The sequence below is a fragment of the Gryllotalpicola protaetiae genome (assembly GCF_003627055.1).
Classification (GTDB): Bacteria; Actinomycetota; Actinomycetes; order Actinomycetales; family Microbacteriaceae; genus Gryllotalpicola; species Gryllotalpicola protaetiae.
The window spans coordinates 1,500,853-1,527,260 of record NZ_CP032624.1 but is presented as its reverse complement, the minus strand read 5'-3'; the positions used below and the strand labels follow the sequence as shown (position 1 = coordinate 1,527,260).

Sequence of the window (26,408 nt, the reverse complement as noted above, 5' to 3'; positions counted from 1 at the left end):
CTCCCCGGGGACGGAGGTCAGGTCGCCGACAGCGGGGTGAGGTGTGAGCCCACCGGCTGCCACTCGGTCGTCTTCCCGCCGTAGGACCAGCGCACCCAGGGTCTGCCGTCGACCATCTTCAGCTGCCACGGCCCCTTTTCGACTTCGTCGTGATGGAACGGGCACACCAGCACCCCGTTCCCGACGTCGGTCGGGCCGCCCTCGAACCAACTGATCACATGGTGCGCCTCGCACCGATAGGCGGGCACCCGGCACCCCGGGATGATGCATTCGCCGCCGTCACGGGCGGCCATCGCCCGCCGCTGTCGCCGGCTGAAGGCCCGCTTGCTGCGGCCGAGCCGCAGGAACGCGCCGGTCTCGGTGAGCACGACTTCCTGCAGCCCGCCTGTGCAGACCGCCTTGCGCGCCACCTGCACACTGGTCGGCTCCGAAGCCCCGGCGAAGAAGGCGAGCCCCTTGCCCGCAGCCAGCTCCGCCTCGGTCGTGGTGACCCACACGGTCGGGTGGTCGCCGCCGACCTCGAGCTTGTCGGCGATGCGCGCCTGGGCGCTGAACACCTCGTCGAAACCATCGGCGTACTTCTGGCCGATCGTTCGCGTGTCCGCCGGCGCATCCGCACCGCCATCGCCCGCATCGGCGAAGCTCACCTTCCGCTTCGGGCTCGCGAAGCCGTCGAGCACCATTCGCGCCTTGGCAGCGACCTCGACGGGCAGCCGCCCCGACACGGGCGCGAGCCCGTTGTCTTCCTTGCCGATCCAGAAGTAGCGCTGCTCATGCGCCCGCTTGGCCCGCTCGTCGATGGATTCCGGTGAGAGTTCTGCCGCGACCTTCTGCGCCTCTTCGCGCACCCGATCTGCCGACGACCCGGTCGCCAGCCGAACGAGCTCTGACTCTGCGACGGCGACCCGACCGGCATCCGCCGTGGGTATCGCCTTCTTCAACTCGACCGCGATCGCCTCTGCGCTGTCACGCCCGATGCGACCGTCAAGCACCGCGGCCTCGACGACCGGCAGCTTGGCCAGATCTTCCACGTCGGCGATCAGCCGCCGCGCCGACTTGGCCGACGACCCCGTCATCGCCTCGACCGCCTGCGCAGGGGTCTTGTGCCCCAGTCGCTTCGCCAGAGAGTCACCGCCCGGTTCCGGGTCGGAGCGCCGATTGACCTCCGCCGCCCCGGCCAGCTCGAGCGCCTCGATGTGCCGTTTGGCCTCAGTCACCCGGCCCAGCCAGTCGACCACCTGTCGGTCGCTCAGCTCACACGGGTCGACCGGCAGCAGCTCGAGAAGATTCTCAAGCGCTGCCGCGGCGGTTGACCCGACGGATGCCATGGGAACAAAGATACCTTATAAAGAGGAGCAATACAACGTCAGTGTAGAAACTATGTACGATTACCAGGTGACTGTCAGCCGGCGCTGAGAACGCTACGCGTGACCCCCGACACCCGCGTGCTCCGCGCCTGAAGCAGGAACACGACGCCGACGAGCAGCTGGATCAGGGGCACCACAACCTGCGCCTGGCTGAGCAGCCGGATCGACAGCTCGGGCCCGAAAGCGGCGTGCCACAAGAGGTCCACGACCACCGTCGCGAGCGCGAGCGCGGCGAGCCCCCAGCGCGCGGCGCCCCGCAGCACGTGCGCGCGAATGACGAAGACGGATGCCACCACGAGCGCCGCGTGCCCCAGATAGACGACGCCCTCGAGGATCCAGATCGCCCGCGCCAGCGTCTGCTGGTCGGCCACGCTCACGCCGCTGTAGTCCGAGTTCGTCAGGTGCCTCATCGGGCTCAGGAACGAGTCGGGCGGTACGTAGTTGTAGAGGTTCACGGCAAGACCGACGACGGCGAAGCCGATCAGCGCGACGTTCCCGGCAATCGAGGATCCGGCGATGCCGGACTCACGTCGGACGCCCACCGCAAGCACGGTGAACGCCGCGAGCAGAACGGCCGCTGAGGCCGTGGTCGAGAACGACTCCCACGCCCAGTTCAGCCGCTCCCACCCCGTCGGCGGGACCAGGTGGAACACCTGCCAAGCCAGTGGCACCACCGTTGCTGCGACGATTCCCGCGCCGCCCCACAGCAGCGTCAGGCGCGGAACTCGCGGGGGCGTACTCAGCACGGCTCCTCCAGGAAAAGGCTCGTTGGCGCAAGCATCCTCGCGCCTGTCCCAGCGTGCAAGACGCCCGTCTCGTAATCCGCGGCTAACCTGATCCCGTGCCATCCTCCACACCGGTCGAAGCCCGGCTCCGCGCGCTGATCCAGGCGAACGAGCAGCTCGTCTCGGCGCTCGACCTCGAGGTGGTGCTGCGGCGCATCGTCGAGCTCGCGATCGAGCTCTCGGGCGCGCAGTACGGCGCCCTCGGCGTGCTCTCGTCGACCGCGCCGACGACGCCGAGCGGCAAGCGCCTCGAGCGTTTCATCTACGTCGGCCTCGACCCCGACGAGGCGAAGGCGATCGGCCACCTGCCCGACGGGCACGGTCTGCTCGGCGCACTGATCGACAGCCCCGAGCCGATCCGCATCGACGAGATCGGCGTCGACGCCCGCTCCGTCGGGTTCCCGGCGCATCACCCGCCCATGCGCGAGTTCCTCGGCGTCCCGGTGCATTCGCGCGACACGATCTTCGGCAACCTCTACCTCACGAACCACGACGGCGGGTTCACTGCGGAAGATCAAGAGGTCGTCACGGCGCTCGCGGCCACCGCCGGCCTCGCCATCCAGAACGCGCGCCTGTTCACCGAGACCGCGCGTCGTCAGGCCTGGACGGCCGCCACCGCCGAGATCACCGCCGCCCTGCTCGCCGGCGACGGCCGCGACCCGCTCGCGCTGATCGCCGAACGCGTGCGCGACACGGCCGACGCAGCGGTCGCGCTGGTGCTCGTCCCGACAGCCACGGCCGATACGACGGATGCCGGTGGCGCCGGCACCCTGCGCGTGGCCGCCGTCTCGGGCGGCGCGTGGGGCGCGGCCGTCGGCGACGAGCTCGCCGTCGCCGACACCCTCGCGGGACACGCGTTCACGAGCCGGCAGGTCGAGTTCGCCGCGACCCTTCCGAATCCATATGCCGACGGAGGCATACTCGGCCCGACCCTCGCCCTGCCGCTCACCGCCGACGGCGCGAGCAGCGGGGTGCTCGTGATCGGACGCGCGACCGATCAGGTCGTCTTCAGCCCGGCGACGCGTGAGATGGCCGCCGAGTTCGCCGCGCAGGCGAGCCTCGCCCTCGCGCTCGCCGAGGCGCGCGAGGCCCGCCAGCGCATGGCCGTCGTCCGTGACCGCGGGCGCATCGCACGCGAGCTGCACGACAACGTGATCCAGCAGCTCTTCGGCTCCGGCCTCGAGCTGCAGGGGCTGCTCGGCACGGGCATCCGTGAAGATGTGAGCGAGAGCATCACCCGGGTCACCGACCAGCTCGACGATGCGATCAGCCAGATCCGGCTCGCGATCTTCGCGTTGACGGCGACGCAGACGGATGCGTCATCGCTGCGTCATCGCATCATCGACGTCGTCGAGCAATACCGGCACGAGCTGCTGCGCAGCCCGCGCATCGACTTCCGTGGCGCGCTCGACTCGACGGTGACCGCCGGCCTCGCCGATGACGTCGTGGCCGTCGTGCGCGAGGCCGTGTCGAACACCGTGAAACATGCGCGCGCCCGCACGGTCAACGTGTCGGTCGCGCTGGCCTCGGGGCGCCTGCGCGTAGAAGTGGCCGATGACGGCCAGGGCGGGGTGGATGCGTCAACCCGCCGCTCGGGACTCGCGAACCTGCGCGCCCGCGCCGAGGCGCGTGGCGGCACCCTCGCCGTCGACTCGACGTCGTCGGGCACCCGCGTCATCTGGGAGGTTCCAGCTCCGGCCTAGCGGCCCCGCCGCCGCGTGCGCGGGAGTTGCGACGCTTCCGCGGGAGAAACTCCTCCCGCGGAAGCGACTTTTCACCCGCGCACGCGCTAGGGCTTGGCGGGGGCGGCGGATGCCGCGACCGCAGCCCCCGGCGCGGCGGCGACAGGCGCCTTCCCCGGCAGCAGGAACGCGAGCCCGACGCCGACCGCGGCGAAGCCGATCGACCACCAGAACGCGCCCTGGAACGCGGCGACCGCCCCACCCGACGACGTCGCCGAGTTGAGCGCGCCCTCGAGGATCACGGCGAGCACGGCGGTGCCGAAGGCGCCGCCGACCTGCGTGGCGATGCGGCTGATGATGGAGGCATCCGGCACCTCGGCCCGCTCCAGACCGCGGAAGGCCAGGGCCATCAGCGGCACTGTCACGATGCCGAGTCCGAAGCCGCGCACGAGCAGCGCCGCCATCAGCCAGATCTCATTGGTGTGCAGCCCGGCGAACGCGAACGGCAGAGTGCCGAGCGCGACGATGGCGAAGCCGGCGATCGCGAGCCAGCGCGAGCCGATGCGGTCCGACAGCCGGCCGGCGAACGACCTGCTGATGAACGTGCCGACGCCCTGCGGGATGAGCAGCAGGCCAGCCTCGAGCGGCGTCATGCCGCGCAACTGCTGGAAGTAGAGAGGAAGCACCAGCATCGCGCCGTACAGCGTGATGCCCGACAGGAACAGCAGGATCGACGACGACGACAGCGGCCAGTGCTTCAGCAGCATCAGGTCGATGAGGGCGCGGGCCTTGCGGCGCAGCGCCCAGGCGACGAACGCGACCAGCAGCACAACGCCGATGACGAGCGGCCAGATCACGTCGGCCCGCGAGAATCCGCCGTCCTTGCTGGTGTTCGACAGCCCGTCGAGCAGGGCGACGAGCGCAGGCGCCATCAGTACGAAGCCGACGAGGTCGAATGGCGCGCGGCGCACGGGGCCGTCCTTCGGCAGCATGATCGCGGCGAGCACCAGGCCGACGACGCAGAACGGCACGTTTACCCAGAACAGGAACGACCAGTGCAGGTGAGACAGGATGATTCCGCCGATCACCGGGCCGAGGATCGGCCCCAGCACCGCGGGCAGGCTCACGACCGACATGATCTGGCCGAGGTTCTTGCCGCCGGCGGCCTGCATGACGATGGTCGACATCAGGGGCAGCATGATGCCGCCGCCGACGCCCTGCACGATGCGGAAGGCGATGAGGCTCGGCGCGTCCCACGCGAGGCTCGAGAGGATCGAGCCGATGAGGAAGACGGAGAGCGCGATGATCCAGAGCCGCTTGGCGCCGAGAATCCGCTGCGCCCAGCCCGTGATCGGAATCGTGACACCGAGGGCGAGCAGATAGCCCGTGCTCACCCACTGGATCGTCGCGACCGAGGTGTGCAGATCGGTCGCCAGCGTGTGCAGTGCGACGGCGACGATGGTCGTGTCGAAGATGACGGCGAGGGCGCCGACGAGAACGGCCCATACGCTGCGCCAGGCAGCGGGGTCGATCTTCGAGTCGACAGTGGCAGTGGACATCACAGGCTCCTTTAGAATCACTCTGTATCTAAACGATAGAGCGCTAGAATAAGAAACGCAATGTCTCTTAAAGAAGATTCGCAGACTCCGCAGCGCCGCCGCGGCGAGGCGCTCGAGAACGCCCTGCTGGATGCCGCGTGGGACGAGCTCGACGAGAAGGGCTACGACGGATTCACCATCGAGTCCGTCGCCGAGCGGGCGAAGACCAGCCGGGCGGTCGTCTACCGCCGCTGGGCCTCGAAGCCCGAACTCGTCACCGCTACCGTCGCCAGGTGGGCCCAACAGGGCCGGGCGATCGTGCCCGACACCGGCACCCTGCGCGGCGACCTGCTCGAGATCTTCCGCCGCGCCAACGAGACCCGCGCGCCCTACGCGGTTCTCATGAGCGCGCGCCTCGGCGCCTACTACGCAGAGACGGGCACGAGCTTCGCCGACCTGCGCGAGACGTTCCTCAGCGGCCGCACCAGCACGCTCGACACCGTGCTGAACCGCGCCGCGGCGCGCGGCGAGATCGATGCGGCCAAGCTCACCCCTCGCATCCGCGCCGTCGCATTCGACCTGTACCGCCACGAGCTGCTGATGACCCTCAAGCCCGTGCCGGAGGACGTCATCGAGTCGATCATCGACGAGGTCGTTCTGCCCCTGATGAAAAAGGGATAGCCGATAGGCTGGCCGCGTGCTGCTCAGCGACCGCGACATCAAGTCCGAACTCGACAGCGGCCGGATCGCACTCGAACCGTACGAGCCCGTGATGATCCAGCCGTCGAGCATCGACGTGCGCCTCGACCGCTTCTTCCGGCTGTTCTCGAACCACAAGTACCCCTTCATCGACCCGGCCGAGAACCAGCCCGACCTCACGCACCTGGTCGAGGTCGAGGGCGACGAGCCGTTCATCCTGCACCCGGGCGAGTTCGTGCTCGGCTCGACCTATGAGCGCGTCACGCTGCCCGACGACGTCGCGGCCCGCCTCGAGGGCAAGAGCTCGCTCGGCCGCCTCGGCCTGCTGACGCACTCGACCGCCGGCTTCATCGACCCGGGATTCACCGGGCACGTGACCCTCGAGCTGAGCAACGTCGCGACCCTGCCGATCAAGCTGTGGCCCGGCATGAAGATCGGGCAGATGTGCTTCTTCCGCCTGTCGAGCGCGGCTGAGAAGCCGTACGGCTCGGCCGACTACAGCTCGCGCTACCAGGGCCAGCGCGGCCCGACGGCGTCGCGCAGCTACCTCAACTTCCACCGCACCGACATCAGTGGCGCCACCGCCACCGAGAGCGGCCGACCAGAGAACTGACTACGACAAGGGGGCTCACGATGGAACTCGACGCTGCGACAGGCCAGTTCGTCGAAGCCCTGCTTGCCGAGGGGCACCACAGCCTGCGCAACTTCCGCAAGCTGGTCGGGTCGTGGCACGTGACGGGCGAGCGGCTCGACGAGGCGACAGGCGACTGGATGCCGCGCGAGTTCGACTACCTCGTCGCCTGGGTCCTCGAGGGCCGCGCCATCCAGGACCTCGAGGTCGTCACGTTGCCCGACGGCACGCGGCGCACCGTCGCGATCGGCCTGCGCGTCGCCGATCCGCAGGCGGGCGTCGCCCGGGTGAGCTTCTTCTCGCCGGACGCCAACGAGTACACGAGCATGATCGCCTCGACCTGGCGCGGCGGCGTCCGGCAGGACGGGTCGCAGAACGACGGACGCCCGATCAGGTGGAACTTCACCGACATTCGCGAAGACGGCTACGACTGGCAGGGCTGGGTCTCCGACGACGAGGGCGCCACCTGGCACCTCGTCGAGGAGCTGCACGGGCAGCGCACGGCGTAGCTGGCACCCCTCGCCCACACCGCGTGATCGGCGCCGCCTCGCGTCGTCGAGACGTTCCAAAGTGGGCTTTCAGCGACTCAAAGGGCCGATTCGGAACGTCTCGTCGCGGGTGCGGATGACCGGCGAGCGTGCTCAGTCCTCCGCAGGCCGGAGCCTCAGCGACTCCATACCGCCGTCGACCGTGAGGCTCGTTCCCGTCGTTGAACGCGAGCGCGGGCTGGCGAGGTAGGCGACCGCATCGGCCACCTCCGCCGCAGAGACGAGCCGCCCGTGCGGCTGCCGCGCCTCGAGCGCGGCGCGCTCGGCGGCGGGGTCCGCAGCCGACGACAGCAGGCGCGCGACCCACGGCGTGTCCGCGGTGCCCGGGTTCACGCAGTTGACACGGATGCCTTCCCGCAGGTGGTCCGCGGCCATCGCCCGCGTCAGGCCGAGCACCGCCCCCTTCGTGGCCGAGTAGAGCGCGCGCTGCGGCAGCCCGACGTTCGCCGCGACGGAGCAGGTGTTCACAATGGCGGCCGCAGGCGACTCACGCAGGTGCGGCAGCGCCGCGCGCGCGACGCGCACCATGCCGACGACGTTCACGTCGAAGACGCGGTGCCATTCGGCATCCGCATTGTCCTCAACGCCGCCCTGCGCGCCGACGCCCGCGTTGTTGATCACGATGTCGAGCCGCCCGAACCGCGCGACGACCGACTCGATGGCGGCGCGAACGGATTCATCATCCGTCACGTCCGCGACCACGGCGAACACGTCGCTCGACGCCCCGGAGACGTCGCGGTCGAGCACCGCGACGCTGCCGCCACGCGCGCCCAGCTCGGCCGTGATCGCCGCGCCGATGCCCGATGCGCCACCCGTCACTACCGCGACGAGCCCGTCGAATTCCCCGCTCACCGCGAGCCCGCGCCCGCGCCCGAGCCCGCCGCGACGAACACCTGCCGCTGGTGCCCGAGCCCCTCGATCTCGAGGTCGACGACGTCGCCGGCCCTGAGGTACGGGAAGCGCCCGGACAGGGCCACCCCCTGCGGCGTGCCGGTGAGAATCAGGTCGCCCGGCTCAAGCGCGAGGTACTGGCTGAGCTGCCACACGATCGTCTCGACGCCGAAGATGAGGTCGGCGGTCGTTGAGTCCTGCCGGGGCTCGTCATTCACGAAGCTGCGCAGGCGCAGGTCGGCGTGGTCGACCTCATCGGGCGTCACGAGCCACGGCCCGACTGGGCAGAACCCCGGCGCGGACTTGCCCTTGCCCCACTGGCCGCCGGAGATCTCGAGCTGCCAGGTGCGCTCGGACAGGTCGTTGGCGAGCACGAAGCCGGCCACATGCGCGAGCGAATCGGCCGGCGAGTCGAGGTAGAGCGCGCGCTGCCCGATCACGATGCCGAGCTCGACCTCCCAGTCGGTCTTCTCGCTGCCGCGCGGGATCTCGACGTCGTCGTTCGGCCCGACCACCGTGTTCGGCGTCTTCAGGAACACGATCGGCACTGCGGGCGGCGCCGAGCCCGACTCGGCGGCGTGCGCCGCGTAGTTCATGCCGATGCACAGCACGGCGCTCGGCCGGGCGATCGGCGCGCCGATGCGCAGCCGATCGGCGCCGTCGAGCGGCACGAGTTCGCCCGCTGCCAGCGCCTCCGCCGCACGCGCCGGCCCGCGGCCCGACAGGAATCCCCCGTCGATGTCGACGGCGACGGGTCTCAGGTCGTACGCGACCCCGCCATCGATCAGCACCGGGGTCTCGCTGCCCGCTGGGCCGAGTCGCGCGAATCTCACGTCTGCTCCTTTGCATTCGAGGTGTCGGATGCCTGAAACATCCGATCTGAGCCTAACCAGTCGCCGCCCCGAGGCCCAGGGGCCATCATTGACACCGCAGACATCCGATGTCTAGGCTCGCCAGTCGTGAGTCTCATCGCCGAGTTCGACACGCACGACGTGCGCTTCCCGACGTCCCTCCTGCTCGACGGCTCAGACGCCATGAACCCCGACCCCGACTACTCCGCGGCGTACGTGCGCATCGGCACGGACGCCGGCGACAGCGGTCACGCGTTCGTCTTCACGATCGGGCGCGGCAACGACGTCGAGGTCGCGGCGATCAAAGCCCTCGCCCCCTACGTGCTCGGGCAGAGCGCAGAAGAGCTGCTCGCCGACCTCGGCGGCGTCTGGCGCCGACTGCAGCACGACTCGCAGCTGCGCTGGCTCGGGCCGGAGAAGGGCGTTATGCACATGGCGATCGGCGCGGTCGTGAACGCCCTGTGGGACCTGCGCGCGAAGCGGGCGGGCAAGCCGCTGTGGCGACTGCTCGCCGAGCTGAGCCCGGAGGAGCTCGTCGACCTCGTCGACTTCCGGTACCTGAGCGACGCGCTCACCCGCGACGACGCGCTCGAACTGCTGCGTCGCGCAGAGCCCGGCCGCGCCGAGCGCATCGCCCGCCTCGAGGCCGAGGGCTACCCGGCCTACACGACCACCCCCGGCTGGCTCGGCTACACCGACGAGAAGCTCGCGCGGCTCAGCCGCGAGGCCGTCGCCGAGGGGTTCCCGCAGATCAAGCTCAAGGTCGGGGCGAGCCTCGACGACGACCGGCGGCGACTCGCCATCGCGCGCGAGGCGGTCGGCCCAGGCATCCGTATCGCCGTCGATGCCAACCAGCGCTGGGACGTCGACGAAGCGATCGAGTGGATGCGCGCGCTCGCACCCTTCGACATCGCCTGGATCGAGGAGCCGACGAACCCCGACGACGTGCTCGGGCACGCGGCCATCGCGCGCGCCATCTCGCCGATTCCGGTCGCGACCGGCGAGCACGGCGCGAACCGCGTGATGTTCAAGCAGTTCCTTCAGGCAGGCGCGCTGCAGGTGCTGCAGATCGACTACACGCGGGTCTCGGGCGTGAACGAGAACCTCGCGAATCTGCTGCTGGCCGCGAAGTTCGGGGTGCCGGTGTGCCCGCACGCGGGCGGCGTCGGTCTGTGCGAGGCGGTGCAGCACCTCGCGATGTTCGACTTCGTGGCGCTCTCGGGCACATTCGACGACCGCATGATCGAGTTCGTCGACCACCTGCACGAGCACTTCGTCACGCCGGTCGATGTGCACGACGGGCGGTACTGGCCACCCGCTGCGCCGGGGGCCGGCACAGAGATGCATGCCGCCTCGATCGCCGAGTATGAGTTCCCTGCGGATGTCTGACCCGGCCCTCGTATGCCCGAGCAGCGGGACCTCTACACAGGCGCCGCGAGCCCGCTCGCGCTGCCTCATCCGCGCGTAACGGCGGCATCCGCGCGAGCTGCGGCCGCATACCGCGCGGCAATGCGGGTATCGCGCGGATGAGCCTCGGCGTCATCCCCGCGCCGCTCGGCGCAACCAGTCCTCGACGCCCGCGATGTGCACCGCGGCGCGCGCCCGGGCGAGCTCGGCGTCGCCCGAGGCGAGGGCGCCGACGATCGCGGCATGCTCGGCGAGGGTGCGTTCGACCACGTTCTCCTGCGTGAGCCCGCGCCAGACGCGAGCGCGCATGGTGCCCCCGGAGAGGCTGTCGAGCAGACTCGTCAGGTAGCCGTTGCCGGCGAGCTCGGCGATGCCGTGATGGAACGCGACGTCGTGCTCGACAAGGTCGTCGAGAGAGGCCTCGGCCGAGACGGCAGTGACCATGGCGCGCAGACGCTCGGCATCGGCATCCGTCGCCCTCACCGTCGCCATCGCAGCCGCCGCGGGCTCCAGAATCCGCCGCACGGCGAACAGCTCGAGCACCGACGCGTCCTCGTGCAGGTCGACGACGAACGACATCGCCTCGAGCAGCAGCCCTGGCTCGAGGCTCGTCACGAAGGTGCCGTCGCCGCGGCGCACATCGAGCACCCTGATGATCTCGAGCGCCTTCACCGCCTCCCGCAACGAGCTGCGTGAGAGGCCGAGCGACTCGCTGAGCTCCTTCTCGGGCGGCAGGCGATCGCCGGGGCGCAGGTGGCCGTCGATGATCATGTTCTTGATCTTGAGGATCGCCTCATCCGTGACGGCCATGGCACGAGCCTAGAGCGGCGCATGGCGCGGCTACGTCTACGTCATTCCGCGTATATCGGCAGGCGCAGAACCACTCGAGTGTCAGCGGCAACCGAGCACCCTGGCGGGAGACGCACATGTCGCTGTGGGATCAATTGCCGGGCTCCGCACAGAACGGCGGAGCCCTGTCCGAACTCGAGAACGTCCTGAACGACGTCGACGACGACGGCACCCCTGACACCGTCACCGATGACGATGGCACCTGGAAGAGCTGGACGAAGACGTACAGCGCGCAAGACGGGCTCAGCCTGCTCGGCTTCGGCGGCGAGGCGGGTTCGGGCAGCACGACCCCGATCGAGTTCCTCGACCCGAACATCACCATCGAGGTGGGGTTGCACCAGGCCGGCGGGGCCGACGACGGCGGCTGGCGGGTCACGCTGACGAGCCCGATCGTGGCGATCCATGCGCCGTTCCTCACCCCTGCGATGTACGACGTCGCGAACGCGCGCCTCACGCAGGACACCAGCACGAAGAACGTGTCGTTCATCGTGCCGGCGCTCAAGCTGCGGCTGAAGCAGCTGGCGGGGGCGTCGGTCGATTTCAAGGTGCTGTCGGCCGCGACGACGAGCACGCAGGTCGACGACGTCTACGACCTGGTGCGGATGGACCCGCCATACGCCCTGATCGGGCCGAGCGACGCGGTCGGCTTCGGATTCCGCAGCGCCGTGCTCGACCTGAGCGGGGTGGCAGGGCCGAGCGGCGTGCCCGCCGGCGCGCGGGTGATGCCGGACGACTGGCAGGGCCTCTACCTGCCCGAGGTGCGCCTCTTCGTGCAGCCGAACGGGCTCGACGGCCTCGCCGTCACCGCGGCGGCCAAAGACCTCTGGATCGGCATCGGCGCCTCCGCCGGCGTCACCGGTGTCTTCGAGGCCGAGGTCGTCAACGCGCTGAAGCTCAGCGTCTCGGCGCATGTCCTCAACCAGACCGGCGGCTACGTGCCGGTGAGCATCAACGACGACGGCTCTGACGACCTGAGCGGCACCGCCACCGTGCCGGCCGACTGCACCCTGTTCATCGACACACACGGCGGCAGCGGCGCGAATTCGGTCACGATCACGCCCGGCGGTGCGGCTGCGGTCATCGGCACGAGGGCGAGCATCCACACGGATGCCGGGGGTCAGACCATCACCGTCACGGTCAACGACGCTGCGGCCGGCCTCACCAAGCACCTCACCCTGCACTTCACGCTCGACACGAGCGCGGCGGGCGGCAGCGGCGGCTCGGCGAAGGCCTACGGCGTCACGCCGACCGGCACGAACACCCAGTTCCACCTGTTCCTCGACTCCAGCGACCCCGTGCGGGTGGGCGTGCGCGAGACGCTGCCCGTCGGCGCGACGTTCGCGTGGACGAGCTCGAGCGTTCCCATCACGGGGCCGACGAACGAGGCATCCGTCACCCTCGATGCCTCTGCGCTGACCGCCGGAAATCCGCTCCGCAGCGATCTCACGCTCACGATCAGCGGCGCGCCATCGGTCGTGAGCGACTGCTTCTTCGCCTTCGACCATCCGAAGCCCGCCGAGATGCCGGGCACGAACGTGAACTGGGCGCTGAACCCCGCCAACACGAAGGACTCGAAGTCGCCGTCGCACACGCAGCAGGCGTCGAGCCGCTCGTACAAGGAGGCGGCGGCCGACCTGGCGCAGACGATCCCGCTGTCGACGGCGCTGACGGTCGACGGCTACGCCTCGTGGGAGAACGAGCAGGACCAGTACAACCTCGACCTGAGCAACCGGCGGCGCGACGCCCTCATCGCGATCCTGCACGATGCGGGGTTCACGGCCGTCACGGCGACGAGCACACCCGGGCAGGGGTTCGGGTCGGCGAACGCGCACGCGGGCACGGCGCCCCGGCCGGGCGCAGACACCGTGCCGGAGGAGGGCGACGGATTCTGGTGGCTCGCCCGCGCCTGGGCCCAGCCGGGGCCCGGCCAGACCGTGACCGGCACCTTCACCGCAGACGAGACCGATTGGGCCGGCGACGTCCAGCAGCAGGACCAGACGCCGCAGAAGCCCCCGCAGCCGAGCTGCTTCCACCGCATCGGGGTGCGGGTCGAGCTGCTGCGCTCGACGTTCATCCGCGCCGAGGTGTGGGGCGAGTTCGACCTGTCGGGCGCCGCCGATCAGTCGGCGCCCGGCCTCGGCCTCACCGACCAGCAGCACCAGGACAACCCGGCCGACGGCATCGTCGACTTCCTCGTGCGGCTGCGCATCAGCGAGGACCGCGAGGCGTGGGAGGTCGACGCCGAGTTCAAGGCGCACGACAAGGACAAGGACGGGCTCTACCAGCGCAAGCGCGGCGACGGCATCCCCGATCTTGTGCTCGACGCCGTCGGGGCGCTCGCGATCCTCGCACCGCTCACCGCCGCGGTCAGCTCGCTGTCGCCCGCGGGCGGGGCGGTCGTCGCGCTCGGCGAGATGGTACTCGGCGGCGCCGGCCTCATCAGTACGCAGCAGCTCACGCTCTACGGCGGCTCGCTCGTGGTGAGCGACGGCATCGTGAGCGCCGACGGTTCGACGGGGGATGCCGCGGCGGGCTACAAGGTCAGCGTGTTCTTCGACGTCGAGACGAAGTTCGCGTTCGACCTCAAGATCATCCGCACCGCGGACGGCAAGTTCATGAGCACCCGCTACAAGGCGATCGGCGTCGCGGCGGAGTGGGGTGCGGCATCCGACCCTGATTTCAAGCCGCTCGCCGTGTTCGACCCCAGCAAGGGCTACACGATCGACGCGCCCGACGGGTCGCTCACCGCGGTCTCGCCGCTCGACGAGATCCTGCGCATCTTCGGCTTCAAGGTGAGCCACGACAACCCCTTCTTCGTCGAGGTGCAGTTCGGTCTCGGCATCGAGCTCGGCATCATCACGATCGACACCGCGACGGTGCGCGCGGACTTCCACGGATCGGGCGCCCCCGACATTTCGATCTCGCGCCTGTCCGCGACGCTCGACGTGCCGAACGTGCTGCACGGCACGGGGTACGTCTCGATCACGGACCAGCAGATCAGCGGCGGATTCGACGTTCAGGTGACGTCGGTCAACATCCGCATCGCGGCGACGCTCACGATCCACCCCGACCCCGACGGCGGCCCCGCGATCGGAATCTTGTTCGGCGCAGAGGTCGACTTCCCCGCGCCGATCCTGCTCGGAAGCTCGGGCCTCGGCATCTACGGTTTCCTCGGCGGCATGGGCATCAACTTCGCGCGCAGCTACGACGAGACCGCAGAGCTGCCCGCGCTCGACTGGGCGATGACCCACCTGCGCCAGAACGACCTGTTCACCGACCAGGCGTGGCACTACGACAAGGACAACTACTCCTTCGGCGCCGGCATCGTGCTCGGCACGGCCGACGGCGGCTTCACCCTGCACCTCAAGGGGGTGCTGCTCATCTCGGTGCCCGGCCCCGACATCACCCTGCTCGCGAAGGCTGACATCATCTCGGCCGGCCTGCCGTCGGTCACGGGCGACACGACCGCGACGATCGTCGCCGTCATCGACGTCGACTTCGGCCGCGGCACGATCCTCATCGCCCTGCGCGTGCAGTACGACGTGGGCGGCCTGCTGTCGGTCACGATCCCGGTGACGGCGTTCTTCGACACCAACACGAACGGCCACTGGTACGTCGAGCTCGGCAGCTACGAGCACCCCGCAACGGTCAAGGTGCTCGACGCCTTCACCGGGTCCGGCTATCTCGAGGTGCACGGGGACGGCATCCATCTGCCCACCCAGCCGCCGCTCGGCGCCGACGGGCTCGCCTTCGCGACGGGGTTCCACTTCGACGCCGTGCTGATGGGCAGCAAGGCCATCGGGCTGTATCTCGAGTGCGCGGCCGGCTTCGATGCGATCCTCGCGCCCGACCCGCTGTACATCGGCGGCATCATCTACGTCAGCGGCGAGCTGCGGCTGTGGATCATCGGCATCTCCGCGAGCGCCAAGCTCGTCGTGATCTACCAGGGCAAGGACGACAGCCTGTACGTGCACGGCGAGGTGCACGGCAAGGTCGACCTGTTCTTCTTCTCGATCGAGGGCTCGGTCGAGCTGACGATCGGCACCGACCCTGGCGACCCGCCGCCGACTGTGCAGCCGCTCGTCACGGGCGTCGAGTTCGTGGCGCGCACGATCCAGGTGATGGTCGAGGGCTCGGCCGATCTCGACACGGGAAAGCCCGTCGACGGCATCCTCTCAAAGGCCGTGGAGAACGACGCGAGCGCGCTGCCCGTTGTGCCGATCGACGCGATCCCGGTGCTCTCGTTCCTGACGCCTGCGAAGACGGATGCCGCGAACATCCTCGGCGGAGTGCTGGGCTCCTACGCGGGCGCGCCGTCGAACCCGTGGCTGCAGATCGGCGACCATTGGTGGCGCTACGAGGTCACCGCGGTGCGGCTCACGGGCGGTGCTCTGATTCCGCCGCTCACGCCCGGCGACAGCGCGGCCAGCGTCTGGTGGGTGCAGCAGCCGGATGCCGGGCAAGGCATCCAGCTGCAGCTGGCGCTGCTCGACTGGATCCCCGACCCGCACCCGTCCGCCGTGCCCTACGGCGAATCGCTCACCAAGACGGTCGACCACCGCTGGGGCCTCTTGTGCGCGAAGGCGGCGGACTCGGCGCCCGTGCTGTGGACCTTCGACGAGCAGCCGCTCGGCGCGAGCGCGAGCGGCTGGCACCTGACCGGCATCCCGTGGCCCGATGACCCGGGCACCGTGCGCTCGAGCGCGCCGCGCACCCAGCTGTTCGTCCACGAGCTGTGGCGCATCGCCCCGGCGATCGACCAACTGCAGGGCACCGGGCCCGCGCTCGTCATCGGCGACGCGGTGCCGTGCTTCAACCGGGCGCGCCTCGACGGTGTCAAGGCCGTGTCGGCGTGGGGGCAGAACCAGCCCGTCGGGCTCAGCACGCACGCCGCCCTCGACGGCACGGCGGCGCTCGATGCGCTCGACGCGCACCTCGCCGCGGGCGGCACGCTGCAGGACTTCCCCGCCGCGTTCCAGGCGACCGCGTGGAAGCCGAGCACGGTGTCGGCGTTCGCGCGGGCAGCCGCGAGCACCACGCGACTGACCCCTATGACGGCCGCGGCAGGTGCGGCAGGTGCGGCACGCGCTGTTGCGGTGCCAGACGCCGGATGCTTCGGCGAGGTGCTGCGCTCGCCGCAGCACGACCTCACCGAGCCGGCGCCCGGGCGCTCGCCCGAGATCGTCGAGGCCGTGAAGCAGGCGTGGGCCGCGGCATCCTTCACCCCCGATGCGCTCAAGGACGCCGTCGCGCTCGACGCGGGCACGCGTCTCGGCGATGACACCTTCGAAGACGTGGGCGTCCTGCTGCTGCTGCCGCGCATCGGCCTCGAGTACGGCCTCGTCGTCTCGAGCCGCGACGCGGAGGGCAACGAGGTCGCCTCGCACCGCGTCAGCCAGGCCGACATCGTGTCGAGCTCGAACCCGATCCCCGCGCACTGGCTCGATCCGAACGGCCCGTGGGCCGACCCGGTGAGCCGCGCGGGCTACCTCGGCGCGCGGCTCGCGCAGGCCGGCGGCCTGCTGTTCGCCTACGTGCACCTCGACAAGCTCGACGGGAAAGTGGCGCGCGTCGTCGTCGGCTGGAAGCGCAACGACGTGAAGCTGCCGGTCATGCCGCCGTTCTACGTGGTGGCCGCGCAGGCCGTGCTGCTCTCCGAGGTCGAGGGGCACTCGTGGGACATCGAGACGCTGAACTCCGACCAGCAGGCGCTCGACACGGCGCTCACCCAGCCCGCCGGCAGCGAGCCGCTGCTCACGCCCGGCCAGACCTACCACGTCGAGATCGACTGGACCGCCGCCTGGATCTCGGCCGCCGCCCACCCCGGGCAGCCGGCGCCGGGTGACACACCCGACGACTCGACCAGCACGACGCAGAGCTTCGGATTCGTCACGGAACCCGTCGCGACGAAGCCGTCGGACGTCGCGACCGACCTCTCGCCCTGGGTGCTCGGCACGGTGCCGAGCAAGAACGAGACGGGGCTGTTCACGCACGCCGGTGTCTCCCTGACGTTCTCGTCGCAGCGGGTCGCCACGTTGTTCGACGCCTACGGGCTCGAGCTCTACGCGGTCGTGCACGCGGCCTCGGGCATCCACCCCCGCCTCGCCGACCAGCCGGACGTGAGCGTGCCGCAGGTGCCCATCGGCGGCGACTCGCCCTACGCGACGATCGGCGAGGTCTTCGGCGTGACGACCGCCTGGCAGGAGGCGGCGGAGAACACCGCGACGCAGGCGGGCTGCCTCGATGAGGACAACTTCAACCACGACGAGTTCACGATGACCCTGCCGTACGTGTTCGAGCCGCTCACCGAGTACCTGCTCGACGTGCACGCGCGGCTGAAGGGCGACACCGGGGCGGGCGACATCGTCTACCGCGTGCCGTTCAAGACCGGCCGGTTCAGCGACGAGGCCGACTTCGCGGCCTTCGTCGGGCCGGCTCCCGCCGAGGGACGCGGCGTGCTCACCCCTGCCGCGCTCGGCACCCTGCACGACCAGGTCACCGGCACCGACCTCGACCAGGCCTTCGAGTCGGCCGGCTTGGGCGCGCCGCAGGTGCCCGGCTTTCCGAGGCTGCAGGTCTTGTGGTCGACGGATGCCACCCCGCAGCCCGTCGCCGTCGTGATCGAGTCCAGTGAGGAGCTCGTACGCGCCCGCCTCGCGCCGCAGCAGGCGACGCCGACCCCGAACCCCGACCCGAGCCATCACTACTGGAAGATCTCGCCGTACGAGTGGCTCGAGGTCGCGGCATCCGTCACCCCGCCGCTCGGCGGCGAACTGCCGGCCGCACCGGTCGACCGCGTCGCGGTCGGGCCTGGCGGCACCCGCGTGATCGTGTTCCTCGGGTCGAGCGCCCGCGGCACACGCCTGAAGCTCGATCTCGTCTCGACGCCGCTGCCGGGCGGCACGAGCACACGTACGCCGCTGCTGTCCGTCGGCCTGCTGGCCGCCCCGTGGGAGGACGAGGACTGATGGTCACCTTCATCGCAGACCCGGGTTTCTTCCGCGCCGACGCGGTCGCGATCGACTGGGCGTCGATCGCGAAGTCGCAGTCGGCCATGGGCGTTCGGGTCAACCGCCCGGTGCCCGCGCTCACCGACGACCAGCTGCAGTTCCCGCTGCGGCTCAGCTGGGCGTGCCGCGCCGAGCTCGGTGTGCCGCACGGCGTGTTCACCGTGTGGGAGCGCGCGGTGCCGCGGGTCGACCTGAAGCCGGTGGACGCCGCGCACTCGCCGATCGACGGCGGCACGCTGGTCACCTTCGGTCAGGCGGCCGGCCGCGTCGTCATCTCGGGAACGGCGAGCAACGTCGGCTCACCGTCGACTGTGAAGTTGAGCTGGGGCACCCCGACGGCGCAGTCGATCGTCGCTGCGCAGTCGCAGACGAGTTCGGCCGCCGCCACGAACCTCGTCTTCGACCTGCGCTGCCCGGGCGCCGACTGCGCGGTCGTCTCGAACCTGACGAATCTCAGCGTCGCGATCGTGCCGCTTGCAGAGATCGTGAACGCCTCGGACTGGAAGGAGGTCGAGTACGTCGGCCTTCCCGTGAAGCCGGGCGGGCTCGCCGGCACGGACTACGACGGCGACAAGCAGGGGCTGGTGTCGGCGTTGACGTCGGCGAGGGATGCCGCGATCTCACGCCTCACGCGCGGCGCGCCGCCGCTCGGATGGTTCCCCGTGCTGCCCTCGGGCGTCGCCGCGCCAACGTGGGCCGCGCCCGACCTCGACAAGCTCGTCGAGGTCATCGAAGGCACCCTGCTCGACCGCGTCGCCGCGCTCTACCGGCCGGGGCTGCCCGAGCACGACCAGGCTCTGCTCAGCGATGTGCAGGCTGTCGACGGCCCCGGCGCCGGCGTGACGCCGCCGCCTGCCGTGGTGCGCCCGGCGACGGTCGACGCTGCGCCCTGGCCGCTGCTGGTGCTGCCGGCGGCGACCGACCCGTTCTACAACCTCGCGCTCGGCTTCGGCACGGCGCTGCCGCGGCCCGCGCTGCGCCAGGGGCCGCTCACTCACGTCGACGCGAGCGCGAGCGCCCTGCCCGAGTTCATGGTCACGGCGCGGTATGCCGACGGACCCGTGCTGCGCTTCCCCGAGCTCAACCTCGAGATTCCCATGTACAGCGGCGGCGACTGGGCCGCCTACTGCCCGCTCACCCCGCACGCGACGACGCCTGCGCCGGTGCCGTTCACCGCGGGCGTCTCCGGCCGCACCGGTGCACCCGTGCCGAGCCCGTACTCGCTGCAGCCACCCACGACGATCGACCAGCCCTGGCGCGAGAACGTGCGCTCGACGTGGAACCCGGCGCCCGCGGGCGCGGCGTTCGCGCACGTCACCGAGTACGCGCCGGTGCGCTACGCGGCCGGGGCCGCACAGGCCGAGGCGCTGTTCGACGAAGACCTCGACTACGGCGGCTGGAAGGTGCCGACAATCCCCGCCGCCGACGACGCGGGCGTGCTTGCGACGGTCGACCGTCTCGCCGACATCCCGCTCGGCTCGGGTGGCCGGCACGAGGGCTACGGCGCCGCGCACTCGGACCTCTACGGGGTCTGGTCGCCGTGGTCCGAGAGCGTCTACGCGGGCACTGAGCCCGCCGCTGAGCCGCCGATGCTCGCGAACCTCAAGCTCGCGACGCACTACGCGGGCACGCCGCAGTGCCCGGCGACGCTCGAGATCGACGCGTTCGTCGAGTGGCGCGAGCGCTCGACGACGTCGGTCGAGTTCGCCGCCGTGTTCTACCCGATGGCGGCACTGACCGACGGCCCGCCGAGTGGCGCGAGCCCGACGAGCGCGCCGGCCGGAAGCATCCTGCGCACTTTCTCCGCCGCCTTCGCCGGCGACGTGCCGACCGGCGTCGGCTGCACCGTCACGCCGTACGACGCCGACGGCGCCGCGCCCACCCCGGCCGGCCCCGGCCAGGGCGAGCCGCGCCGGTACCGCGCGCACGTCGACCTGCCGCCGCTCGACTTCTCGACCACCTTCCGCTGGGGTGTCGAGGTCTGGGCGCGCCGCGCGCTCGCCGTCGGCCCGAGCCCCAGCGCGTGGGCGCCCGCCGATGAGGCGCATGCGATGCGGGCATCCGTCGGCAGCCCTGTGCCCGTGATCCCCGCGACCGTGCCGCTGCCCGGCGTGCCGCTCGCCAGCCTGCCCGACTCGAACGGCTGCTCGCACGTTCAGGTCGCCTGGGGCGCACCCGGCGGCACCAACGTCGCCAAGTGGGTCATCTGGCAGGCGAGCGAGGAGTACCTGCGCGAGCGCTGCGGCGTCGCCGACCCCGACCCGCGAACGGTGCCGGGGCGGCGGCTGGTCGACGTGCGGCAGCTGCTGGTCGACCACCCCGAGCCCACGCGCCTTGCCTTCCGGCGCGTTCTCGAGGCGCCGGCTGCGGCTCGGGCTGCGGATGTGGCGCTCGCGCGCGGATCGAACAGCATGCAGTTCTTCGTCGTCACTTCGACGACGGACGCCGGGGCCGACGCACCATGGCCGTACAACTCCTCGGGCGTCGGCGGCGACCACACGCAGGTGTTCATCGCGCCGCGGGTGCTGCGCCCGAGCCCGCCGCTCGCCCGACCCGCGGCGACCGTTGCCGGGCTGCAACTCGACCTCGAGGTGCCGAGCGACGTGCCGGTGTCGACGTTCCGGGTGTACTCCGTGAAGAACTTCGACGCCGCGCGGCACGCGGACTCGATGGGCGCACCCGTGCTGGTCACCGCCCTCGCGCCCGTGACCGGAGACACCGATCTCGTCACCGGGCAGCAGCTCTACCGGGCGTCCACCGTGCTCGCCCTCGCGCCGAGCTGGAAGCCGTGGTACCTGCGAGTCGTCGCGGTGCCCGACGTGAGCGGGGTGCCCGAGCTCGGCGTGCGCGGGCTGCTCTCGCCCGAGTCCGACATCGTGACCGCCGTCGTGCCTCCGACCACGCCACCGGACCTCGACGCGCTCGTCATCACGCCCCTGACCGCCGACCACACCGGGATGGTCGCGCGCACCGCGACGACGGCGCCCGAAGCGGCGACGCCGTTCGGAACCCACCGCCTGGGGGCTGTGGCCGGCAGCGCTGCGGCGATCGACACCGAGGAGCAGGCGCAAGCCATGGCGCTCGCCGACTTCTCGGCTCTGTCCGCGACTGACCCCTCGCCGCTTCCTGCCGCCGGCACCACCGTGCTCGTGCGCGGACCGCGCGCGGGCGGCGAGACGCCGCTCGCCGCGTTCTTCACCCGGGCGGATGCCACCCAGCCCATCGACGTGCTCGTGCGCATCGTCGACCCGATGGGCCGCATCACCGAGCAGCGGGCGACCGCCCCCGGCTGGAGCCCCAACCCGCCCAACCTCACGCTCGTCTCCGTCACGGCGAGCTCGGCGACCGCCACCGTCGTCACCGTCTCGAGCACCGAGAACCGGGTGGCCGAGCCGCCGTTCGTGCTGTCGGTGAAAGCGACGACCCGGCCGCTGCTCGTGCCGCGGCTGCCGAGCCCGCTTCCGGGGCCCGCACCGCTGCCGCTGCCCCGGCCGACGACGCTCACCGCGCAGATCGATCTGCCCGACATCCCGCGCGCGGGCGGGTTGAGGCCGCCGCGACCCCTGCCGAGCCCGATCCCGCTGCCGCGCCCCACAGGCTCCGGCATCGAGTTCGCCTACCGTCTGAGCGGGCACATCGTGCTGTACGACATCCTCATTCCGCTGGGCGGCCGGCTCTCGGCATCCGTCACCCTGCGCTCGCCCGACGGCACGCAGACGACCGTGACCGCGTCGGCCTAGGCGCCGCCCCTCTTCGCGGCTAGACGCGACGCGTGTCGCGGCGCACCTGCCGGTGCAGCTCTTCCATCTTCGAGTCGAGCTCGGCCGCGACATCCGCCGCATCATGCAGGCCTGCCAGCATCTCGGCCGGGACATCCGCGTCGTACTTGTAGTAGATCTTGTGCTCGAGGCTCGCCCAGAAGTCCATCGCGACGGTGCGCAGCTGCACCTCGACGGTCACGGGCACCGGCCCGTCCGACAGGAACACGGGGATCTCGATGATCGCGTGCAGGCTCTTGTAGCCGTTGGGCTTCGGGTTCGCGATGTAGTCCTTGACCTCGATCACACGCACGTCGGACTGCGCGGTCAGCGCGTCGAACACCCGGTAGACGTCGCTGACGAACGAGCACACGACGCGGATGCCGGCGATGTCGGTGATCGTCGTGCGGATCGCCTGGTATGACGGGGCGATGCCCTTGCGCGCCACCTTCTCGAGCACCGACTCGGTCGACTTGAGGCGGGAGTTGACGTGCTCGATGGGGTTCTCGGAGTGCAACGCCGCGAACTCCTCGCGCAGGATCGAGATCTTCGTCATGACCTCGTCGATCGCGAACTTGTACGGCATCATGAACCGCGCGAAGTCGTCGCGCAGGGCGTAGATCTCGCTGAGCGCGCTGTCGCCGAGCTGCTCGATGACGGCCTCGGTCGACTCCGTCACGATGCGCTTGTCGGCGGCGTCGCGCTGATCTAGGGGAACCACGTCGCTGGACACGCTCTTCAACCTATGAGTGCAACTTGAGCGGATGCCGCGAGTGGGTCATGCGCTCGCTAGCGCGCCCGCGCCGCCAGCTTCTCCTGCCCCGGCTTCACCGGGATCATGACCAGCAGGCCGATGAGCAGCACCAGCACGATGCCGATGATGCCGTAGATCTGGTGGCCGAACAGGCTGACGAAGATCGCGAACGCGGTCGGTGCGAGGAAGGTCGCCGCGCGTCCGGTGGTGGCGTACAGCCCGAACACCTCGCCCTCGCGCCCGGCCGGGATGATGCGCGCGAGGAAGGTGCGCGACGCCGACTGCGCGGGGCCGACGAAGAGGCAGAGGATCAGCGCGAAGATCCAGAAGACCGTGGCACCGCCCGTGTGCAGGGCGAACACGAGCGAGCCCGCGACGACGAGCCCGATCAGCGAGGTGATGATGACGGGCTTCGGCCCCACCCGGTCGTCGAGCGGGCCGGTCGCGATCGTCGAGATGCCGGCGACGATGTTCGCGGCGATCGCGAAGATGATGACCTCGCCGCTCGAGAACCCGAAGCTGCCGGCGGCGAGCACCCCGCCGAAGGTGAAGACGCCGGTCAGGCCGTCGCGGAAGATCGCCGAGGCGAGCAGGAACCAGATCGTGTTGCGGCTGGTCTTCCACAGGTCGGCGATCGTGCGGCCGAGGGTGACGTACGCGCCGAAGAACGAGCGGCGCTCGCGGGCGATCTCGCCCGGCACGTGCGGCTCCTTCACCGCGATGAGCACCGGAATCGCGAAGACCGCGAACCAGATGGTCGCGATCAGCATGGAGATGCGGATGTTCCAGCCGCCCTCGGTGGACACGTGCAGCGCCCCGCCGTCGCCCGAGATGAAGAGGATGTACACGATCAGCAGCAGCACGATGCCGCCGACGTAGCCGAGGCCCCAGCCGAGACCCGAGACCCGGCCGATCGTCTTCGGCGTCGACACCTGGCTGAGCATCGCGTTGTAGTTGACCGCCGCGAGCTCGTAGAAGACCGTGCCGACGGCGATCGCGATGAGGCCGAACCAGAGGAAGCCCGGCTCCGCCTTGACGAACACCGTCGCGAGCAGCGACAGGGCGACCAGGCCGGAGAAGATTGCGAGCCAGAGCTTGCGGCGACCTGCGGCATCCGACAGCTCGCCCGTCACCGGAGCGGTGAGCGCGACCAGCACGCCCGCGATGCCGAGCACCCAGCCGAGCAGCGCCGAGGTGTGGTCAGTGTCGCCGAAGCTTGTGCTCGTCAGGTAGACGGTGAAGACGAAGGTCGTCGCGACGGCGTTGAACGCGCTCGAGCCCCAATCCCATGCACCCCACGCGAGGATCTTGCGGGTCGGGATCTTGGGCTCGTCGAGGGCGAGTGCGTCGGGGGCAGCGGCAGTGCTCACGCGCAAACCATAGTGTGGTCAGGTGGCCTTCGCGGAATGGGCGGGTATCGCCGCGCCGTACGACCGCTCCTTCGGAGCGCTCTGCGCCTGCACGGTCCCCGAGGTGCTCGTCGAGCTGGCCGCTGCGGGCCGGTTGCTCGACGTCGGCACCGGCACCGGCTCGGTCGCGATCTCGGCGGCGCGCGTCGGGTGGGCGGTCGACGCCTTCGACGCCGAGCGATCGATGGTCGACTTCGCGATGCAGAGGGCGGATGCCGCAGGCATCCGTTTCGTCACCGCCGCTCTGCCCCATCTGCCGTACCCCGATCAGGCTTTCGACGCCGTCACCGCGAACTTCGTGCTCAACCACATCGATCACCCGCGCGCCGGCCTCGCCGAGCTGCGCCGCGTGCTGCGGCCGGGCGGCCGACTCGTCGCGACCGTCTGGCCGTGGGAGGCCACGCCGACCGGCCGCCTGTGGCGCGAGTTGCAGGACGAGACGGGCGCCTACCCGCCGCCCGGTACCCGGCTGCCAGAGGGCAGCGACTTCGACCGCAGCGAAGAGGGCCTCGCCGGCCTGCTCGCCGAGTGCGGCTTCGCCGAGGTGCGCGCTCGCCGCGTGCACTTCACCTGGCGCGTCGACGCCGACGAGCTGTGGTCGGGTGTCGAGGCGGGCATCGCGGTCATGGGCTACGCCTATGCGGCGGCGGATGCTTCGACCCGCGCCGCCCTGCGCGCGGCCTACGACGCCCGCACCCCCGCACTCACCGGTGACGACGGGCTGCTGCACTTCGGGTTGTCGGCGGTGCTTGCTTCGGCGGTACGTCCGGTCCAGAAATCCGATAGTTAGCAAAGCTAAACTAATCACGATGTCAACCGCAGCCCTCGCCCTCACCTCGTCGCCGCTGCGGCGCAACCTGGCCGTCGTCTCAATCCTGCTGTCGACCCTGATGGCCACGATCGACACCTCGATCGTCAACGTCGCGCTGCCGAAGCTGTCGCGCGAGCTGCACGTCGCCCCATCGGAGACGGTGTGGGTCGCGACCGCGTTCCTGCTCGCGGTGGCGTGCGCCGTGCCCGCCACGAGCGCGCTCGGCGACCAGGTCGGCAGGCGGCGGCTCTACCTCTTCGGCGTCCCGGTGTTCACGCTCGCGTCGCTCGGCTGTGCGCTGTCGCCGACGCTCGGGGCGCTGGTCGCGTTCCGCGTGCTGCAGGGGCTGGGTTCCGCCGTGATCCTCGCGGTGGCGCTGCCACTGTTCCGCAACATCTTCCCGCCCGAGAAGCTGGGCCAGATCTTCGGCATCAACGCCATGACGGTCGCCCTCGGCACGTCGATCGGCCCGACGCTCGGCGGCGTGATCCTGCAGGGGCTGAGCTGGCCGTGGCTGTTCCTCATCAACGTTCCGATCGGCGCGATCGCGATCGTGCTCGCGATCTTCTTCGTGCCAGGCCGCAGCAAGGAGCGCGGTGATTACGACTGGCAGGGCGCGGTGTACGCCGCGATCGCGATCGCCGGATTCCTGATCGGAGTCCGCCAGCTCGCGGCGGTCTCGACCCTGTGGCAGGCCGCAGTGCTGCTCGTGGCGAGTGCCGCGTTCGCGTGGCTGTTCATCCGGCGCGAGCGGCGCGCGGTGCGGCCGCTCATTCCCCTTGGACTCTTCACGGGGGTGTTCAGCCTCACTGTCGGCACCGCCTGGGTCTCGTTCCTCGGGCAGGGCATCGCGTTCATCGCGCTGCCGTTCCTCTTCCAGAGCGCGTACGGCGCGACGCCGCTGCAGTCGGCGCTGCTGTTCACCCCGTGGCCGCTCGTGATCGTCTTCGTCGCACCGCTGTCGGGGCGGATCGCCGACCGGGTGCGCCCGGCGTACCTCGCCGTGACCGGGCTCGTGATCTTGACGATCGGCCTCGCGATGTGCGCGTTGCTCGGCGATCACCCGCCGGTGTGGCTCGTGCTGCTGTCGACTGCGATCTGCGGCCTCGGCTTCGGCACCTTCCAGAGCCCGAACAACCGTGACATGCTGGGCGCTGCGCCGCTGAAGTACGCCGCATCGGCGTCCGCGGTGCTCAACACGAACCGCACCATCGGTCAGTCGGCCGGGGCCGCCGCCGTGTCGATGGCGCTCGTGCTCTCCGGCGCCGCCGCGGGCTCGGTCGCCGAGCAGGCCTCTGCCGCGACGCTGGTGCTGTGGGTCGCGGTCGCGGCGGGACTCGGCGCGGCGGTGCTCTCTTTCGTGAAGCTCCGCACGGTGGTCGCGGGGGCCGGCGCGGCCTAGTAGTACTTGGTTAGGT

General features: G+C 70.5%; 17 protein-coding genes. 9 read left to right on the top strand and 8 right to left on the bottom strand.

Annotated elements, in window-relative coordinates; translation table 11 throughout:
• Positions 1 to 17 precede the first annotated feature (17 nt).
• Positions 18 to 1,328 (bottom strand): HNH endonuclease signature motif containing protein, encoded by a 1,311-nt coding sequence (locus D7I44_RS07430; RefSeq protein WP_120788911.1) that lies wholly within the window; start codon positions 1,326 to 1,328, stop codon positions 18 to 20.
• Positions 1,329 to 1,402: 74 nt separating this feature from the next.
• On the bottom strand, positions 1,403 to 2,113 hold the full coding sequence (locus D7I44_RS07425) for a hypothetical protein (RefSeq protein ID WP_120788910.1): 711 nt from the start codon (positions 2,111 to 2,113) through the stop codon (positions 1,403 to 1,405).
• 95 nt (positions 2,114 to 2,208) lie between these two features.
• Here D7I44_RS07425 and D7I44_RS07420 point away from each other — a divergent pair, with 95 nt between their 5' ends.
• Positions 2,209 to 3,855: a GAF domain-containing sensor histidine kinase gene (locus tag D7I44_RS07420; protein ID WP_120788909.1), complete on the top strand. Its 1,647-nt coding sequence runs from the start codon at positions 2,209 to 2,211 to the stop codon at positions 3,853 to 3,855.
• A gap of 86 nt (positions 3,856 to 3,941) precedes the next feature.
• Here D7I44_RS07420 and D7I44_RS07415 read toward each other — a convergent pair whose 3' ends face one another.
• A complete protein-coding gene (locus D7I44_RS07415) occupies positions 3,942 to 5,393 on the bottom strand; it encodes an MDR family MFS transporter (RefSeq protein ID WP_120788908.1) in 1,452 nt (483 codons plus the stop codon).
• Positions 5,394 to 5,453: 60 nt separating this feature from the next.
• Here D7I44_RS07415 and D7I44_RS07410 point away from each other — a divergent pair, with 60 nt between their 5' ends.
• Genes D7I44_RS07410 through D7I44_RS07400 form a run of 3 tightly spaced genes read left to right on the top strand, consistent with a single transcriptional unit; the run spans position 5,454 to position 7,211 of the window.
• Complete coding sequence (locus D7I44_RS07410) at positions 5,454 to 6,053, top strand: TetR/AcrR family transcriptional regulator (RefSeq protein ID WP_120788907.1); 600 nt, start codon at positions 5,454 to 5,456, stop codon at positions 6,051 to 6,053.
• A 16-nt stretch (positions 6,054 to 6,069) separates the two neighbouring features.
• Complete coding sequence (gene dcd, locus D7I44_RS07405) at positions 6,070 to 6,684, top strand: dCTP deaminase (RefSeq protein WP_120788906.1); 615 nt, start codon at positions 6,070 to 6,072, stop codon at positions 6,682 to 6,684.
• Between the two features lie 20 nt (positions 6,685 to 6,704).
• Positions 6,705 to 7,211, top strand: a complete 507-nt coding sequence (locus tag D7I44_RS07400) for a hypothetical protein (RefSeq protein WP_120788905.1) — start codon at positions 6,705 to 6,707, stop codon at positions 7,209 to 7,211.
• 132 nt (positions 7,212 to 7,343) lie between these two features.
• Here the strand turns inward: D7I44_RS07400 and D7I44_RS07395 are convergent, their stop codons facing one another.
• Positions 7,344 to 8,102, bottom strand: a complete 759-nt coding sequence (locus D7I44_RS07395; protein WP_120788904.1) for an SDR family NAD(P)-dependent oxidoreductase — start codon at positions 8,100 to 8,102, stop codon at positions 7,344 to 7,346.
• Positions 8,099 to 8,974, bottom strand: a complete 876-nt coding sequence (locus tag D7I44_RS07390) for a fumarylacetoacetate hydrolase family protein (RefSeq protein WP_120788903.1) — start codon at positions 8,972 to 8,974, stop codon at positions 8,099 to 8,101. The genes D7I44_RS07395 and D7I44_RS07390 overlap by 4 nt, the downstream gene beginning before the upstream one ends.
• 126 nt (positions 8,975 to 9,100) lie before the next feature.
• On the opposite strand from D7I44_RS07390, the gene D7I44_RS07385 reads away from it, so the two are divergent.
• Complete coding sequence (locus tag D7I44_RS07385; protein WP_162940115.1) at positions 9,101 to 10,381, top strand: L-fuconate dehydratase; 1,281 nt, start codon at positions 9,101 to 9,103, stop codon at positions 10,379 to 10,381.
• Between the two features lie 150 nt (positions 10,382 to 10,531).
• On the opposite strand, the gene D7I44_RS07380 is transcribed toward D7I44_RS07385, so the two are convergent.
• On the bottom strand, positions 10,532 to 11,209 hold the full coding sequence (locus D7I44_RS07380; protein ID WP_120788902.1) for a FadR/GntR family transcriptional regulator: 678 nt from the start codon (positions 11,207 to 11,209) through the stop codon (positions 10,532 to 10,534).
• Between the two features lie 116 nt (positions 11,210 to 11,325).
• Here D7I44_RS07380 and D7I44_RS07375 point away from each other — a divergent pair, with 116 nt between their 5' ends.
• Positions 11,326 to 18,216, top strand: a complete 6,891-nt coding sequence (locus D7I44_RS07375; RefSeq protein WP_120788901.1) for a hypothetical protein — start codon at positions 11,326 to 11,328, stop codon at positions 18,214 to 18,216.
• The gene (locus D7I44_RS07370; protein WP_120788900.1) at positions 18,216 to 21,998 is read left to right on the top strand and encodes a hypothetical protein; all 3,783 of its coding nucleotides are present in this window, start codon (positions 18,216 to 18,218) and stop codon (positions 21,996 to 21,998) included. Before D7I44_RS07375 ends, D7I44_RS07370 begins: the two co-directional genes overlap by 1 nt.
• A 19-nt stretch (positions 21,999 to 22,017) precedes the next feature.
• Here the strand turns inward: D7I44_RS07370 and D7I44_RS07365 are convergent, their stop codons facing one another.
• A complete protein-coding gene (locus D7I44_RS07365; RefSeq protein ID WP_181445622.1) occupies positions 22,018 to 22,605 on the bottom strand; it encodes a GTP pyrophosphokinase in 588 nt (195 codons plus the stop codon).
• A gap of 200 nt (positions 22,606 to 22,805) precedes the next feature.
• Entirely contained in the window at positions 22,806 to 24,140 is a 1,335-nt protein-coding gene (locus tag D7I44_RS07360) for an MFS transporter (protein ID WP_181445608.1), read from the bottom strand.
• 22 nt (positions 24,141 to 24,162) lie between these two features.
• On the opposite strand from D7I44_RS07360, the gene D7I44_RS07355 reads away from it, so the two are divergent.
• Together D7I44_RS07355 and D7I44_RS07350 are read left to right on the top strand one after the other, a co-directional pair.
• Positions 24,163 to 24,969, top strand: coding sequence for a class I SAM-dependent methyltransferase (locus D7I44_RS07355; protein ID WP_120788898.1), 807 nt, complete (start codon positions 24,163 to 24,165; stop codon positions 24,967 to 24,969).
• Positions 24,970 to 24,988: 19 nt separating this feature from the next.
• A complete protein-coding gene (locus D7I44_RS07350; protein ID WP_162940114.1) occupies positions 24,989 to 26,392 on the top strand; it encodes an MFS transporter in 1,404 nt (467 codons plus the stop codon).
• The last annotated feature ends 16 nt before the right edge of the window (positions 26,393 to 26,408 follow it).